The sequence below is a fragment of the Aquirufa novilacunae genome, assembly GCF_045310505.1.
In the GTDB taxonomy this organism is placed as follows: Bacteria; Bacteroidota; Bacteroidia; order Cytophagales; family Spirosomataceae; genus Aquirufa; species Aquirufa novilacunae.
The window spans coordinates 1,095,215-1,111,021 of the sequence record NZ_JBEWZG010000001.1; the positions used below are offsets into that span (position 1 = coordinate 1,095,215).

Consider the following 15,807-nt stretch of genomic DNA (forward strand, 5'->3'; position numbering starts at 1 on the left):
TAAATTATACACTATGGAAAACAAATTCAGCCGTAGAGACATCCTAAAGAGCTCTGCAGGATTCGCTGGCCTGGGCATGATGGGCCACCGTTTTGAAGAGGCCGACAAACAAGCAGGACTTGACCTAAAAGGAAAAGTACATCACTCGGCTTGTCGCTGGTGCTACCAAGATATTCCTTTTGAGGAATTAGTGATGAATGCCAAAAAAATCGGCTTACAATCGATCGAATTAACGGGTCCCGATGAGTGGGAAATTTTGAAGAAACACGATATGACTGCAGCCATCGGTTGGGGAAAATATCCAGATGGAATGAACATTCCGAACTTCTTTAACCGCACAAAAAACCACGATGCTTTAGTAGGCTTCTACGAAGATATTATTCCAAAAGCAGCGAAAGCGGGCGTTAAAAACATCATCACTTTCTCTGGAAACAGAGACGGAATGAGCGATGAAGATGGCCTAATTAATTGCAAAAAAGGGCTACAACGCATCATGAAAACGGCTGAACGTTACGATGTAACGATCTCCATGGAGTTGTTAAATTCCAAAGTCAACCACAAAGATTACCAGGCCGACACAACCGAATGGGGCGCTGCACTTTGTGAGATGGTAGGTTCCGATAAATTCAAATTGCTTTACGATATCTACCACATGCAAATCATGGAAGGGGACGTAATTGCCACCATCAAAAAATACCACCAATACATCTCTCACTACCACACAGGTGGTGTTCCTGGTCGTAACGAAATCGATGAGACGCAAGAATTGAACTATGCAGCCATTATCCGCGCGATTTACGATACCGGATACAAAGGCTTCATTGGTCAAGAGTTTATTCCGGCTCGCAAAGACAAAATGGCTTCTTTAGAACAAGCGGTAAAAATCTGCGACATCTAAGGATATCAATACCTTGATAAAAATGCAAACTGCTCCAGGTGAGTGGTTTGCATTTTTTATTTATCAGGTTCTTGTTAATTGATTTTTCGCGTTTGCAGGCCGGCATTTTTCTCCTCTATTTCGGGATATGAAAACGCTGGTATTGCTTTTTTTCTCTTTTGTCTCCCTCGCACAATGTGCGACCATTTTTACGCAACCCCTCGCCCAAATAACCTGCGAAGGCGATTCCATTCGACTATTTTGCACTAGTTCAGGCGGTAGCTATCAATGGGAAAAACGTAGGCCATCCGACTCTAAATTCACTTCTATCACGGGTGCACGTTCATCGCGCTTTGCCTTTCTATCAGGCGGAGCCACCCATCCTTCTGGAAGCTATTATCGATTGAAAATATCGGTAGGGAAATGTGTCAATTATTCGGATTCTGTCCTAATCATATTGCGAAAAGCACCCATTATTTCTGCTCTAACGGTTTGCGAGAATTCCAGTGTTCCGATTTCCTCTGCTTATTCTTGGACAATAAACGGATTACCTGTCGATTCGGCCCTAGCAACTCCCTCCTTGCAGGGCGCAAAACTGAAAGCCTTCTCCCGTTTTTTAACACTACCTTTCGGATCCTGTGTGCTAGCTTCAAATGAGGTAACATTGAGTGTCACCTCACTCCCTGCTGCACCCGTCCATGCCGTAAAACTAGTCAAAGCTTGCCTAGGTCTCCCTTTTTCCCTCAACGCCACAGGTTGCTCGCCCTCCTTGACATTTTGGTACAATGTATCGGGCCGAAAAGTAGGAGAAGGAAGTCGTCTCCAAGTGATTCGATCTGATAGCAGTATTTTTCGTGCGACCTGTGTTAAGTCCGGATGTGAAGGACCTCTGTCGTTAGGGGTAAAAACTACCCCCATTCCCATACCCGAAGCACCTGAAAATATGTCCCCTTCCTATTTCTGTTCAGGCGTCCCTATCTCCTTGCAAGCTAGCGGAGGAGTAAACAATATTTGGTATGAAACCGCCACAGCAAAATCAAATCTAAGCACCGCCTCTGCCTTAGCTATGAAAGCAATCACCGCTAATGGTGCTAATGATTCTCTACTTACTCGATTTGTAAGCGTAAAAATAAACGATTGCGAAAGCAGCCGAACACTGGTACCCATTCGCATAAAACCCCAACTACAGCTAGAGCCACTCGAGGCATTTAGCTTAACTGGAGATCGGACCATCCCTATACCTGAAACAAATGTCACACAAGCTAGCCTTCCTATTCGCGTTAGCTATTCCTCCTCCGCGAACAGCCCACTAGGACCTTTTACCTCTCCTGGACTATTGATCAGAACTGTCATCGATTCCCTCGGTTGTAGCGCGAAAGATACTGCCCTTGTTCATTATACCCGAAACGGCCCCATCATTCATCACCTCATTGCCCTAAAAACAACCAACTGTTCAACCCATACTTACCTCATCAAAATTCAAGGTTGCCCTCTTAAAACCTCAGCCATAGGCTCGACCAAACGATACGAATCTCCTTCGGCGGAATTCATTCTAACCGGAGGCCTATATCGATTTATCTGCAACGATGGAGAGACGGACACCATTAGCCTGAACTTGCCCCAATTAAGGCAACCAAGTTCCTCTCTGCGCAAATCCTTCACGGGTCCTATTTGTGCCGCTGACAGCGCATTTCTGACCCTAAGCATAGACTCTAGCGTTCGCTTTATAGGATGGGAATTAAATGGCCATCTCTTTTCTACTGATAAAACGGTGAAAGGGATATTACCTGCAGGTGAATATGGAGGTGTAATGGAAGACAATGGTTGCTTTTACCGAGCTGAAAAAATCCTCCTCGAGCGAAAATCCAATCCACCTACACCCACCCTTGAAAAAACAGGAGCTTATTTCGTACGCGTTCAATCGGAGGGAATTCCGGAATGGTTAATTGATCAAACCCGATCGACCGATTCTAGCTATTTTCAAAAACTAAACAAAGGAAGGGAGTTTTATGCCCGCGCTAAATGGCGGCACAAAAATCTATCTTGTTACTCTCCCTATTCGAATGTCTATTATGTGGACGCACCACCCACCTACGAATTCACCGTTTACCCCAATCCTACGAAGGGACTATTTTCAATTGAAATCGCCTATGAGACAGAAGATGCCTTACTGCAACTGGTTGACCTGAAAGGACAATTACTAGACTCAAGACAAATAAAAAATTCCAGCAGAAAGATGGATTTTGATATTTCCCCATTTTCTGCTGGAACCTATGTGATACGGCTAATTTCGGATGGAATCAGCCAAGAAAAAACTATTCGTAAATTCCCTTAGCCACTTTCTCTGAGATAGCCTTTGGGGCAATCCAAGCAAGGAAAGCACCTAACTTATTAATGAAGCCAGTGATCACTTCTTGTTTTTTAGCAAACATGCCATCGACGGCCATTTTAGCAACGATTGCCGGAGTCATCGTTACTTTTTCTGCTGCCTTACTCGCTTTAGCTGGTAAGTTTGCTCGGTCATTAAAGTTTGTAGTGGTTGCACCAGGGCTTACCGCCGTAACGGAAATGCCTTTAGCCTTCCATTCATGAAAAAGTCCACGGGAGAAGTTTAATACAAACACTTTGGAAGCCGCATAAACGCTCATCAAAGGAATCGCTTGGTAGGCTGTTGAACTAGCTATATTTAACACATAAGCTTGACCCTTACCTGAAAGCATGGGGTAAAAACGGTAACAGGTTTCGACTAACGCGTTCATGTTTACTTGCATCATTTTTTGGGTCTCTTCGAAAGAATAAGATTCAAACTCTCCCACTAAACCATAGCCTGCATTATTCACCAAAATTCGTAGATCAATCTGCTTTGCTAATACCCATTCGTAGAGTGTATTAACGGCAGAAGGATCAGCTAGATCTGCTACTAAATAATCTACATCCTTCGCGAATTTTTTTTGGATCTCCTCCTTCACTTGTTGAAGCTCATAAGAATTACGAGCTACGAGTAACAAGTTGTAGCCTCTTTCAGCTAATTGCAAGGCAATCTCTTTCCCAATCCCTTTACTTCCGCCGGTTATGATTGCGTATGACATATGCTTAATGTAAATGAAAAAAGCCGCTCGAGGAGCAGCTTTTTTCTATATGTATTTAAAACTTATTTTTTAGGCGCTGCTGGAGCTGTGGCAGTAGAACCTGGATTGAAGTACTCCATTAAAACCTTATCATCCGCTTTAATTTCTTGTGCTTTGGTGAAATAATCTCTCACTTTCGCATCATCCTTCGTAATAGTAATATGATATCCGCCTAAGTATTTGTAGGCTTCAAACAATTGATTCTTATCTTCTTTAAAGGTAGTTGACTTTTCTTCCTTCAACTTTGCAATGGTCTCTAGGAATTTCTCATAATGAGGAACTCCTAACCATTTCGTACCCGAGTAATCAATTAAGTTATTCGCACGTGCACGATTTAAATAAAATGGAGGCCATTTGTCATTCACTGAAATTGCTTTACCGAATAAAGTATCAGCCTTCATCGCAACTAATGGTCTATTTAATGTATCCGTATTAGGAATATAGGCAGCTACGAAATAATAATCCATCGCTGCTTTGAAGTAATCTCCAGAACCTACGGCTTGATTTTTCTTTTGCTTCCACTCAATACCTTTCAATGCCGCATTAGCTGCGTCGTTATAACGCTTTTGCTTGTAACGGATATCGTGGATGATGTTGTAAACGTTGTTATTTGTATCTAAAGGTGCAGCACGCTCTAAATAAGTTAAAGCCACTGAATCCTTACCTAAACCTTGGTATCCTTTACCGAAATACAAATCATCCATGTAGTAAGGCTTCACACCAGAACGAACCATACCCTCTAAGTTATCGATACCTTGTTGGTAGTTCTTCATCTCCACGTTTGAATATCCACGCATACGGAAGATATCATTATCCTTTACCCCTTTCTTATCTGCCTCATCTGTGTACTTCATCGCACCCTCATAATCTTGAGATAAGAATAATAATTTAGCTGTTTCCAAAGTCACCTCAGGAGTTGCCTCAGCCTTCTCCAAATACTTTCTGAAATAACGAGAGGCATTTTTGTATTGGCTACCTACGATCAAATACTCGCCATAACGCTTGTGAGCTGGTGCGTAGTTTGAATCTAAATCAATCGCCTCCTTGTAACGAGATTGCGTCTCTCTGTAGTTTTTACCACGTAAGAAAACCGTACCGATTTTTACCTTCGCCTTCACGTTCTTAGGATCTTGCATCAAAGCTTGCTCATAAGATGAAACAGCATTACCGCCATCATTCTTGATCAAGAAAGCATCACCACGAACAATCATTTGCTCTGCGTTTGGACCTTTCTTTGTCTTTTCTAACATTAAGTCGATCAAACGAATAGCTTCAGCTGGGTCGTTATTGTTTGCATTAAATTCCGCATCACGCCCTAATTTGTAGAACATTGAATAGGCTTCTGCAATTCGGTGAATCACATCACCATTTTTGTATTTTGTTTCTTGTAAAATACGGTCAAAATCAACTTTCGCTTCGTTTACTTTATTTTGACCTACTTTGATCGATGCAAGACCCACTTGATTTAAGTAGTTCTTAGGATCTGCAGCTAAGCCTTTTTTGAAGGCATCTTCAGCTGAAGTCCAATCTCTACGCGTTAAGAAATAGTATCCTAAATAGTAGTAATTTTCACCGGTAGGAGAAGCGCTAACTAAGCCTTCAAATACTTGCTTAGCTCTACTTGGTTGATCGCGATCGATTAAGTGTAATCCGTCTGCGATAGTTTGTCCCATTGCCATATTGGTGATCAATAAACTGACTGCCAATATCCACGATTTCATTTTCTTCATTTTGTTGTTTAATTAATAGCTTTCAATCTTTTTCCTAGGCCTCGAACATCGAAATGTCCAATTTTATACACTTAACATTAAATTCGTAAGAGGAACAAAAATAAAAACAATCTTCTATTTTCCCTAGCCTAAACCGAATAAAAATGCACTATTGGCTAATTTGATAGGTACGAATCGTGATAGGGCGGGTCAAAGGGATCAAGCCGGCCTTCAAAACGATTAACTGACCCAAATCACCAGATACATAATTTAAGAATCCTGTACCTAAACCCTGGTGGGCCTCTTTCAAAATATATTTGATTTCCCGACGAAGCGGGTACTTTTTTAAGGCTAAATTATAACCAAAAGGCTGGGTATAAGGCATTCCTTTACCTTCCGCCACAGACATGACATTCACCGAGCGAATGAATCCAAGCGAAGTCGGATTATCGCCATCACTAATCCAGTTAGACCCTACAATACCAATCGCACGTGGATCTTTTTTTATTTGATTAATAACTTCTATATTAGATCCAGCAGCAACTACGTGTAATTTATCAGAAGTAGAAATCTTTAATTTATCCACTAAAAATTTCAAATTACTCGAGTTCGCCTTATCAACTACGACAGTATACTTTGTGGATGTACCCACGATCAAATCGCGTAAATCGGCTAAGGTAAGAAGCGTATCTTTATTCGATTTGTTTGCTAGTAAAGCAATACCATCCGCGGCAATATTAAAACTTCGATAGGTGATTGATTCACGAGTGAAGATTTCTTTTTCTTTTTCTGTCAAATCACGAGTAACCACTACCCCTCTAATCTTGTCATTCAACATATCAGCAATCACCTCATTTTCAGGACTGAACTTGAAGTTGATTTTAGCATATTTATATTGCTCTTCAAAGGCAGTCTTCTCTGCCTTCATCAAAGGCTGAAACGATTCATCAACACCCAAGGTAATTTCACCTACGGTCGCAGAATCTTTCGCAGTTTCTTTTTTATCAGTTGAACATTGAAAAAAACATAGCCCTAAAAGAACTAAACTAATATTTCTGATATTCATCATCTTCTTCTTCATCTGTTGATTTAAAATAAGCATAGGATCTCCAAATTCTGAAAACGCCATAAGCCATAAAAAGTAATCCAAAAAGTACAATGGTAGGCACGCCAAAATTCGTACCTAAATCAAATTCAGAATAGAAAGCCACATACAAGCCTAACAGAAAATAGGCAAAGGCAACAATCAATCTAAACGTTACATTAATCCAAATAGCAACTGGTCTTTTCATCTTCATTTAAAAAAACAGACCTGCTAAAAATACATTCAGCAGGTCTGTCTATGTTTAATCGTTTCTATCTTATTCAGATAATACGAAAGTGATCGGTTGAGTAAAACGAGATCTAACCGCACGTCCAGATTGCTTACCTGGATTCCATCTTGGCATAGCCTTGATTACGCGAATAGCTTCCTCGTCACATCCGAAACCAACTCCCTTCAAAACTTGTACGTCTTGAACAGAACCGTCCGTATTTACAACGAAAGATACGAATACTCTACCGCCTACGTTCGCACGCTGAGCTGCAGATGGGTATTTTAACGTCTTTTGCAAGAAACGTCCCCATGCACCCGGACCTCCTGGGAATTCTGCTTGTTGCTCTACCGCCGTAAAGATTTCATCTTCAGCTGGCTTAGGTGGCTCAACAGGTTCAGAACCCTTCGCATCTGGATCTACTGGCGGCTCATACGTTTCCGTTTCACCCTTTACAGTTTCAGATGCCGTGTTACCCCTTACCTCTTCAGGTGGAGGCTCAGGTTTCGTTACTTCCTCATCATGCTTGATTTCTGGAGGTAAGAATTTCGTTGTTGTCACCTTAGGAATTTCCTTGGGTGGTGGCGGCGGTGGCGGAGGAGGCAACTCTACTTTTTTAGGTGGAGCTGGCTTATCCAATTTCATTACTTCAGCAGTCACCTCAGTCTTTTCTTCTGAAGCTGCAGTTAACTGTTTCCAGAAAGCCGCTAACAAAAGAGCACCGACAAAGAGTGCAGAGCCTAGTAATACGGACCGCTTCATTACTTTAGGATATGTCTTGCGCAGAACGAAGGCACCGAATTCACGGTTCTTGTCTTTGAAGATAATATCGTCCAAAGTAGCATCTTGGCTTATTACTTGTGACATAATATTCGTTTAATTTTAAATTAATTTATACCCTTATTTTCCTGATCGTTTAATCAGTGCCTCCGTATCCGGATCGATTTCTAATAAAGCATAACGCTTGTTATTAGTAATCGCACATTCATCAAGCATATCAATCATATTGCGATATTTCGCTTTTTTGGTTGGCTTGATCACGATAGTAAAATTATTACCCACTTTCGCTTTCAGATCCGCGATAACCTTGCGAATTCCTGTCTCCGAATAGTTAGTAACTTGCATTACTGTACCTGCTTCAGTTGGGATACCTTGGTAATAATACACCTTTGTCTCATCTGGACACACTGTAAGTGTTTCTGATAATTTTACAGGTGATGTTTCCTTTGTATCCGTTTTATCAGGCATGTTTAATTGCATGGTAACGGGCTTTGCTAACGTTGTAGTTAACATAAAGAAAGTAATCAAAAGGAAGCCTAAGTCCACCATGGGTGTCATGTCGATTTTGGTCGACATTTTCTTACTACGCTTCTTTCCGCCTTTCTTCCCGCCACCGGAGCTATCTATTTCTGCCATTTCTTTTCGTAATTAAAATGAAAACTTATTTCGGTTTATTTTCCGGTCCAGTTACTAATTGGAAGATATTGATGTTTTGAGCTTGCAAAGTACCGATGATATCAGCAAATACTTTGTAGTTAGACTCTTTATCTCCTTTGATAGCAACTTTCAACTCTGGATTAGACAATTTCGCATAACCCACCCAATACGAAAGCTCGTTATTAGCTGAATCAATTGGAATTCCCTTACTTAGCGCTTTCGCTTCTGAAGGTTTCATATTTAACACCTGACGCATTGCTCCTAGAGGATAGCCTACGATTTCTGAAGCCATAAAGTTCTTCTTCATCTCAGCTGTTACAGCGATACCATAGCGATTAGCCATACGCTCTAACATAAACTCACGAGCCATTTGATCATCAGTTGCCAAATAAACGCCACCTTCTGGTGAAACACTAACCATCAGCATACCATCTTTCGTATTCAAAGGTTTCTCTGAAATAGAAGATGGAGGAGTGATCGTAACTGCCTCTTCTGGACGGAACTTCGCGGTTAACATGAAGAACGTCAAAAGAAGGAAAGCCACGTCACACATCGCTGTCATGTCGAGTGAGACACTATGTCGTTTAGCTTTAACTTTTGGCATAACAATTATTTTTTTGAACGGTGAATAAAATTGAATGAAAGGGCTGAAGCCCCTAAATCAGTTCAAATATTAATTGTGATGCGTAGCGTAGTTTTGGTTAACACTTAAGCCGATTTCATCGATGCTGTAAGTTAACTCGTCAATTTTCGCTGTGAACACGTTGTATGCAATGATACAGATAGCTGAAGTACCGATACCTAATGCAGTGTTAATTAAGGCTTCAGAGATACCATTTGCTAAAGCTGATGAATCAGTTGATCCACCTGAGTTACCTAATGACGCGAAGGCCTTGATCATACCAACTACCGTTCCTAATAGACCAATCAAAGTAGATACCGATGCTAAAGTTGCGATGATAGTTAAGTTTTTCTCTAACATTGGCAATTCTAATGAAGTAGCTTCTTCCACTTCTTTGCTCAATGCAGCTAATTTTTGCTCTTTATCTAAAGATTTCTCTGAAGTTAAAGCTTTGTATTTTTTGATAGCAGCTAATGTAACATTACCTACTGAACCTTTTTGCTTATCACAAGCTTTCAAAGCACCTTCCACATCGTCTTTGTCTAAAGCTGCTTGTACTGAACGAACAAATGCGTTAACATCACCAGTACCTTTTGCTTTACCGATTGTGAATAAACGCTCAATTGAGAATGTTAATGCAGTTAAGAAACAAGTCATCAAAACTGGCACGATAACACCACCTTTGTAAACTACACCAAAGTAGTCACCTGGAAGTGGGTGTCCTTCATTTGTACCACCTTCAAAGTGAGAGCCATCACCCATCACAAAAGTGTAAATTGCAATTGCAATTGCAAAAAGGACAATTAGAATTAAACCTGCAGAAATACCGCCAGATTTTTTTTCGGTTGCAGCTGGCTTAGCAGCTGGCTTTGGTTGTTGTGTACTCATTAGTTTGGTAATTTGGGGTTAAAGAATTATTTTTTAATAAAACTTGTAGAAAATGCGGCGATCGTAGTTTTCATAGTTTAGACTCTCGCTTTCCTTTTCAGTAAAGGCAAAAGTAATAGAATTCTAATATAATTTTCATCCTTTAAATAATCCTTGTAGGCTTCTATTCAGGTTACGCCGAAAGCACTATTGTACTAATCTGATATTTTCTTCGATTTATTGAAAGAATTAGGGTACTATTTTGGGATTATCAAATTTTAAAAAAATCAAAAAAAAATTAAATTTTGTTGAGAATTTCCTGATTAAACCTAATTAATGGCTTAATTTTGGCAGTCAAAAACATTCAAATGATCGATTCCCCCTTCAATCCAAAAGGCCCCCGTGCTTCTACCCGAAGTAAGGATAATATGAGCTTGAAAGAGGCAATCGAATCCTTAATGCGGGTCTACAAGCTTCAGAATAAATACGACGAAACCTATATTATCGCGCATTGGGAGGAGATTATGGGGAAGCCGATTGCTGCGAGAACCACGAAAATCTTCATTAAGGACAAAAAGCTGTTTTTAGGCCTTGATTCTGCTCCTTTAAAGAAAGAGCTCTTGATGGCTAAACAGAAGATGATCGAGCTTTTGAATAAAACCGCTCAGCAGGACATTATTACTGAGGTTGTTTTTCTCTAAACAGCTCCCAAGCCAGCCAAATCCATACCCCGAACAGAGGCACAATCATTAGCGCAAGCGGATTGATGAATTCATTCCTTATATACGCAGGAAATAAATCGGTAGGTGAAAAGCTTGAAATTAAGAGTGTAAAGATCAACATGGCCCAGCGAGCTTTGGTTTTCTCCCCTAACACAAACCAGATTCCAACTGCTGGAAAAGCCATCACTAAGGTAGGCGATTCGGTACCCGTGCTTGAAAGCATTATATACAGTAGCACAAATGCCAAAATGCGCAATCTAAATTCGGGGTCCGACCACTTCTTGGTTTGGAAAAATAGATACACATTTAAGAGCATCGAGGGTACTAGAAACCACAAATTCGAAATCGTCGGATCGCCTGTCCAGCGGCGAATCATGCCCATAACACAGACATCCGTTCGAATGTTTTTGATGTTCTCGTTTAAATCGTTTTTATGCGCTAGGATGCCCATCCATTCTCGGTAGGTTTGGAGTCCATAATCGAATCCACCTAAAGCGAAAGGAATAAAGCCTATCACCAATAACCAGAAAAAAAAGTAGGAGGCGAAACGGAGGCGATCTTTGGCAAAAAAGAAAAAGGCTAGACCTACCACGCCATACAATTTAATATAGATCCCTAAAACGATCCACAGCGTCGCCCAGAAATAGTTCTTTTTCTCTACGCAGATATAAGACCAAAGAATTAAAGCAAGACACAAGGCATGAAACTGCGTATTCAACAATGCCGTAATTGAGGAATTCAACACAATCCACGTGATGGCAACTCGTTTGTTTTCAACAAGAGGCAGATGCCAAAGCGTCACAAATAGCACCCCTGAATTCAGCACATTCCACATGATCACGCTAGGGCCATCAGGTAATGCGGAAAATGGAGCCATCAAAATCGCAAAAATCGGTCCATATAAATAGAGATCGAAATACTCCTTCGGGTATTCTAAATACAAAGGCATCCGGTGTATGAAGTGACCGAAACTTGCTTTGAAAATCTGAAAATTATTGATGTGCGAATGAACGGCGCTCAAAGAGAATTGCTTCCAACCCGTCAATAGACCTGCGAGGGCCCAAATTATCAATAAGGTGGATTTCTTATTCATAAGCCTTTAGCATTTTTGCCATCGTGGTAAACTCGCCCTCCCCTTTCATCTGCTTTAAAAAAGTGCGTAATTTATCCTGCAAAGGACCATTATGCCCCCTTTTTACATGTGCCGGCAACGGGTATTTGCTCAAATCCGCAAATTCCCAAGGGTGGAAATAGATATTCAAGTATTCCTGTTTGCGCAAGGTGCGCTTCGCTAACATGGTATATATCCACAAAGGGAAATTCTTAAAGGATAACCAAAAAAGCGGAATTCGCAGCCAGGGACTTACAGAAGCCGGAACATTCCACAACCCTTTCTCAAAAAATGGCTTCGTCGGTTTATCACGGTGGTCATAGCGACCTGGAATCCAAGTGGGATTTAAGGAAGAATGATAGGTATATCCAGCTTTCAATATTTCACTTTCTTCCACATATTGCATGCGGGCCATCCGAAATCCTGTAATGGTTTTATCGCTTAAAGATTCTAATAATTGTTTCGAACTTATAAGGTCTTTCGAGGCGTCAAAATGCCCATGATAATAACCATGCGAAGCTAATTCGTGCATCGGATCTAGGGATTTGATCCATTCAGCATTGTTTTCAGCATACACTCCGGTGCAAAAAATAGTCACCGGAACCTTTGCCTCCTCCACGATTTGCATGAAGTCTCTCAAACCTTCCTGTGAAATCGCCAATTGCTCCTCTAAAGGAATGTCAAAACCGTATTCCAACGGAATATCGCATTCTTCCACATCGATGGTGATTAGAATCGGTTTCATTTATCTAGACGGAATAAGATTTTCGTGAAATTAAGCAGCTCAGTCAGAATGGTCTTCGCACGCATTGTGGAGAATACGATTCCTTCCCGGGCTTGCACATAAATCCACTGAATTCGAATGTCAGAGCGCTTCGAGGCTAAGACTAAAAACTCCATATCAAAAAGGAAGGCTGGAATTCGCGTTTTCAAGAAGATTTCTTTGCCTTTTTGATTGAATCCTTTTAAGCCAGATTGCGTGTCTTTCACCTTCAACTCAGGGAAAAATAAATAATTCATCACCTTCAGAGATAGTGAAAATATTTTACGGCCTAGCGGCAACTGATCATAATATTGTTCGTCGCGTACGCCCACGACCACATCGGCCGCATCGGTGGAAAGTAGGCGAAACATGTCTACGGCATTCGCTATCAAATAGGGATAATCGGCATCTGTATAAATGATGTATTTACCCGTTGTTTGGCGGACGGCATCACGTAATGCCCCCCCTTTTCCTTGGTTAATCTGCGAATCGATATAGGTAAAACCGGCTACTCCTGTTTTCAATAACTCGATATCCTCCTGGCGAATACCAGACCTACTCCCATCGTTAACTAAATACATGTGAATAGAAGTATCTGCCGGAATAGCTTCCTTAAATAAGGTATAATAATGCACCAATTCCTCCGCCCAACCCGGATGCGGGTTGTAAATCGGATGAACAAGATTTAAATCTGCAGGAGCGATGAGAATAGAATTTTTACAATATTACGAAATTTAGCCCTTGAGGATCCTAAAAAAAAACAGATATTTACGTCATGACTCAGATCATCCCCCCTTTTTTACAGCCTGGCGACGAAGTAGCTATTTTGTCTCCTGCCTCCTTTCCTCCTACGGATAATTGGAAGCAAGGTGTAGAAGTCTTAGAAAATTGGGGATTACGGGTTCGAAATGCACCAAATTACTTATCTCGACACCATGGTTTGGGCGGGACGGATGCAGAACGACTTTCTGATCTACAGCAAATGCTAGATGACCCATCTATTAAGGCCATTTTCCCCATTCGAGGCGGTTATGGAGTCAGTCGCCTGTTAGACTCCTTGGATTTTTCCGGCTTTTTTTCTTCGCCAAAATGGGTCGTAGGTTTTTCAGATATTACCGCACTTTTGTGTGAACTAGATTCGAGGGGATACGCTAGTGTGCATGGGCCTATGCCGCATAATTTCTGCCAAAAAGGGGGTGAATCTGCCCTCCAAAATTTGCATTCCCTTTTATTCGAAGGCAAGGTTTCAGTAAGCGCTCCTGTGCATGAGCTAAACCGCCCAGGTGAGGCCTCCGCAGAGATTATCGGCGGAAATCTATCTCTTTTATGTCATTTAGTAGGTAGCTCTACTTTCAAATCTACGGAAGGCAAGATCCTCTTTATCGAAGAAATAGGCGAACGTTTATACCACGTGGATCGGATGCTTTTGCAATTAAAAAGAGCAGGTTATTTCCAAAACCTAGCCGGCCTAATCCTAGGTGGATTTACCGATTGCAATGAAGCGAGTTTGACGATTGGTAAATCAGCTTATGAATTAGTCGCGGAACATACCTCAGGGACTTCATTTCCCATTGCGTTTGATTTCCCGGCGGGACATATCCCAAACAACCAACCTTTACTCTTCGGCGTAAAATCCAAGTTGTTGGTCAATTCTCAAGAAGTCCAATTAACTGTTATTTAATCACTCGGCTATTGTCTAACATTGTGTCTTAAACGACCACTATGTTAACGAAAACTTTTGGCAGTGCTCTCGTGGGCATTCATGCCTCCATTATCACCATTGAAACCCATGTGGGGCAAGGATCGAAGTGTTACCTCGTCGGTCTACCGGATTCGACCATCAAAGAATCCATTCAACGGGTAGAGTCTGCCATCAAGCAAATTGGCTATTTCTTTCCTCGAAGAAAAGTGGTCATCAACCTAGCGCCGGCGGATGTGCGCAAAGAAGGCTCAGGTTATGACCTCCCCATCGCCCTAGGCCTCCTTCAAGCATCCGAGCAAACGAAGATGACGCGTCTTTCAGACTTCCTAATCATGGGTGAACTCTCTCTCACCGGCGAAATCCGTCCCATCAAAGGAGCGCTTTCAATGGCGATAGAAGCTAAAAAACAAGGCATCCACTCCCTTATCCTCCCGCGTGAAAATGCCCTCGAAGCCGCCTTGATTGAAGGATTACAGATCTTCGGGATGGATAATTTGCGGGACACGATTCGTTTTTTGCATGGGCGCCCACAAGCGGCTATCAAACGAGATCATATTCTCCCAACCAGTCCTCCTTACGCGTCCGATTTTTCCCAAATAAAAGGACAGGAAAAAGCGAAGCGGGCTATTGAAATCGCAGTAGCTGGGTCTCATAACCTACTTTTGGTAGGCCCTCCAGGTGCAGGAAAAACCATGATGGCCCAACGCATTCCCTCCATCATGCCTCCCATGAGTTTGGAGGAAATTATCGAAACCACCCAAATACACTCCATCGTCGGAAAATTAAGCATTGATCAACCACTCGTGACGGAAAGACCATTTCGGGCGCTTCACCACAGCATTACTTCCTCCGCGCTCATCGGTGGCCGAACGAATCCACAGCCCGGCGAAATCTCTCTGGCACATCAAGGAGTATTGTTTTTAGATGAGCTGCCCGAATTTCAGCGGAATGTCTTAGAACTGCTCCGCCAACCATTGGAAGAACGGAAAGTACCCATTTCTCGCGCTCATGGCACAGTCGAATTTCCCGCAAACTTCCTCCTCATCTCTGCCATGAACCCCTGTCCCTGCGGCTATTTTCACCACCCAGAAAAACCATGTACCTGTAAACCTTACCAGGTAGACCGATACCTGCACCGAATTTCCGGACCACTATTAGATCGGATCGATATGCATTTAGAAGTTTTCCCTTTAGGCTATTCGGATATGTTTAAGTCCCAAGAAAGCGAATCGAGTCAAGTGATACGGGAGCGAATTTGTATTGCCAGAGACATCCAAAAAGCCCGTTTTAAAGAATTGTCCATTCGAACGAATGCCGAGATGAACTCCGTACAGGTGAAAGAGATTTGTGTTTTAGATACGACCTCAGCCTCACTGCTCCGGAACGCCATTGAAAAATTGCAATTATCCGCTAGAGCGCATGATCGCATCCTTAAAATGGCGAGAACCATAGCGGATATCAGCCAAACAAAAGAGATTCAACCCAAACACCTAGCCGAAGCGATTAACTACCGAAATTTAGACCGGGAAAATTGGTCCGGCTAATTGTGTTTTTCG

At 41.8% G+C, this 15,807-nt stretch carries 16 protein-coding genes; 5 read left to right on the plus strand and 11 right to left on the minus strand.

Features of this window, described 5'->3' with window-relative positions; translation table 11 throughout:
* Nucleotides 1-13 precede the first annotated feature (13 nt).
* Together V7S74_RS04890 and V7S74_RS04895 are read left to right on the plus strand one after the other, a co-directional pair.
* The gene (locus V7S74_RS04890) at nucleotides 14-898 is read left to right on the plus strand and encodes a hydroxypyruvate isomerase family protein (protein WP_406777641.1); all 885 of its coding nucleotides are present in this window, start codon (nucleotides 14-16) and stop codon (nucleotides 896-898) included.
* Between the two features lie 127 nt (nucleotides 899-1,025).
* Nucleotides 1,026-3,212 (plus strand): T9SS type A sorting domain-containing protein, encoded by a 2,187-nt coding sequence (locus tag V7S74_RS04895; protein ID WP_406777642.1) that lies wholly within the window; start codon nucleotides 1,026-1,028, stop codon nucleotides 3,210-3,212.
* Here the strand turns inward: V7S74_RS04895 and V7S74_RS04900 are convergent.
* The 8 genes from V7S74_RS04900 to V7S74_RS04935 form a co-directional block, all read right to left on the minus strand.
* Entirely contained in the window at nucleotides 3,193-3,966 is a 774-nt protein-coding gene (locus V7S74_RS04900; RefSeq protein ID WP_406777643.1) for an SDR family NAD(P)-dependent oxidoreductase, read from the minus strand. The genes V7S74_RS04895 and V7S74_RS04900 overlap by 20 nt on opposite strands.
* Before the next feature lie 62 nt (nucleotides 3,967-4,028).
* On the minus strand, nucleotides 4,029-5,726 hold the full coding sequence (locus V7S74_RS04905; RefSeq protein ID WP_406777644.1) for a tetratricopeptide repeat protein: 1,698 nt from the start codon (nucleotides 5,724-5,726) through the stop codon (nucleotides 4,029-4,031).
* 157 nt (nucleotides 5,727-5,883) lie between these two features.
* Nucleotides 5,884-6,795, minus strand: coding sequence for a PstS family phosphate ABC transporter substrate-binding protein (locus V7S74_RS04910; protein ID WP_406777645.1), 912 nt, complete (start codon nucleotides 6,793-6,795; stop codon nucleotides 5,884-5,886).
* Complete coding sequence (locus V7S74_RS04915; protein WP_406777646.1) at nucleotides 6,761-7,006, minus strand: hypothetical protein; 246 nt, start codon at nucleotides 7,004-7,006, stop codon at nucleotides 6,761-6,763. The genes V7S74_RS04910 and V7S74_RS04915 overlap by 35 nt, the downstream gene beginning before the upstream one ends.
* A gap of 69 nt (nucleotides 7,007-7,075) precedes the next feature.
* Nucleotides 7,076-7,894, minus strand: coding sequence for an energy transducer TonB (locus tag V7S74_RS04920; protein WP_406777647.1), 819 nt, complete (start codon nucleotides 7,892-7,894; stop codon nucleotides 7,076-7,078).
* Between the two features lie 33 nt (nucleotides 7,895-7,927).
* Nucleotides 7,928-8,443: an ExbD/TolR family protein gene (locus V7S74_RS04925; RefSeq protein WP_406777648.1), complete on the minus strand. Its 516-nt coding sequence runs from the start codon at nucleotides 8,441-8,443 to the stop codon at nucleotides 7,928-7,930.
* A 25-nt stretch (nucleotides 8,444-8,468) separates the two neighbouring features.
* Nucleotides 8,469-9,068 (minus strand): ExbD/TolR family protein, encoded by a 600-nt coding sequence (locus tag V7S74_RS04930; protein ID WP_223130023.1) that lies wholly within the window; start codon nucleotides 9,066-9,068, stop codon nucleotides 8,469-8,471.
* A gap of 69 nt (nucleotides 9,069-9,137) precedes the next feature.
* Nucleotides 9,138-9,974 (minus strand): MotA/TolQ/ExbB proton channel family protein, encoded by an 837-nt coding sequence (locus V7S74_RS04935; RefSeq protein WP_406777649.1) that lies wholly within the window; start codon nucleotides 9,972-9,974, stop codon nucleotides 9,138-9,140.
* 347 nt (nucleotides 9,975-10,321) lie between these two features.
* Here V7S74_RS04935 and V7S74_RS04940 point away from each other — a divergent pair, with 347 nt between their 5' ends.
* Nucleotides 10,322-10,654, plus strand: coding sequence for a DciA family protein (locus V7S74_RS04940; protein WP_406777650.1), 333 nt, complete (start codon nucleotides 10,322-10,324; stop codon nucleotides 10,652-10,654).
* Here V7S74_RS04940 and V7S74_RS04945 read toward each other — a convergent pair.
* From V7S74_RS04945 to V7S74_RS04955, 3 genes are read right to left on the minus strand one after another with little or no spacing between them, the layout of a single operon-like run.
* The gene (locus V7S74_RS04945) at nucleotides 10,632-11,768 is read right to left on the minus strand and encodes a glycosyltransferase family 87 protein (RefSeq protein WP_406777651.1); all 1,137 of its coding nucleotides are present in this window, start codon (nucleotides 11,766-11,768) and stop codon (nucleotides 10,632-10,634) included. The two genes, V7S74_RS04940 and V7S74_RS04945, sit on opposite strands and share 23 nt — an antisense overlap.
* Complete coding sequence (locus tag V7S74_RS04950; protein ID WP_406777652.1) at nucleotides 11,761-12,531, minus strand: DUF3473 domain-containing protein; 771 nt, start codon at nucleotides 12,529-12,531, stop codon at nucleotides 11,761-11,763. Before V7S74_RS04950 ends, V7S74_RS04945 begins: the two co-directional genes overlap by 8 nt.
* Nucleotides 12,528-13,130 (minus strand): glycosyltransferase, encoded by a 603-nt coding sequence (locus tag V7S74_RS04955; RefSeq protein ID WP_406777653.1) that lies wholly within the window; start codon nucleotides 13,128-13,130, stop codon nucleotides 12,528-12,530. The genes V7S74_RS04950 and V7S74_RS04955 overlap by 4 nt, the downstream gene beginning before the upstream one ends.
* Before the next feature lie 194 nt (nucleotides 13,131-13,324).
* Here V7S74_RS04955 and V7S74_RS04960 point away from each other — a divergent pair, with 194 nt between their 5' ends.
* On the plus strand, nucleotides 13,325-14,230 hold the full coding sequence (locus V7S74_RS04960; protein ID WP_406777654.1) for a S66 peptidase family protein: 906 nt from the start codon (nucleotides 13,325-13,327) through the stop codon (nucleotides 14,228-14,230).
* 41 nt (nucleotides 14,231-14,271) lie between these two features.
* Nucleotides 14,272-15,795 (plus strand): YifB family Mg chelatase-like AAA ATPase, encoded by a 1,524-nt coding sequence (locus tag V7S74_RS04965; RefSeq protein ID WP_406777655.1) that lies wholly within the window; start codon nucleotides 14,272-14,274, stop codon nucleotides 15,793-15,795.
* The last annotated feature ends 12 nt before the right edge of the window (nucleotides 15,796-15,807 follow it).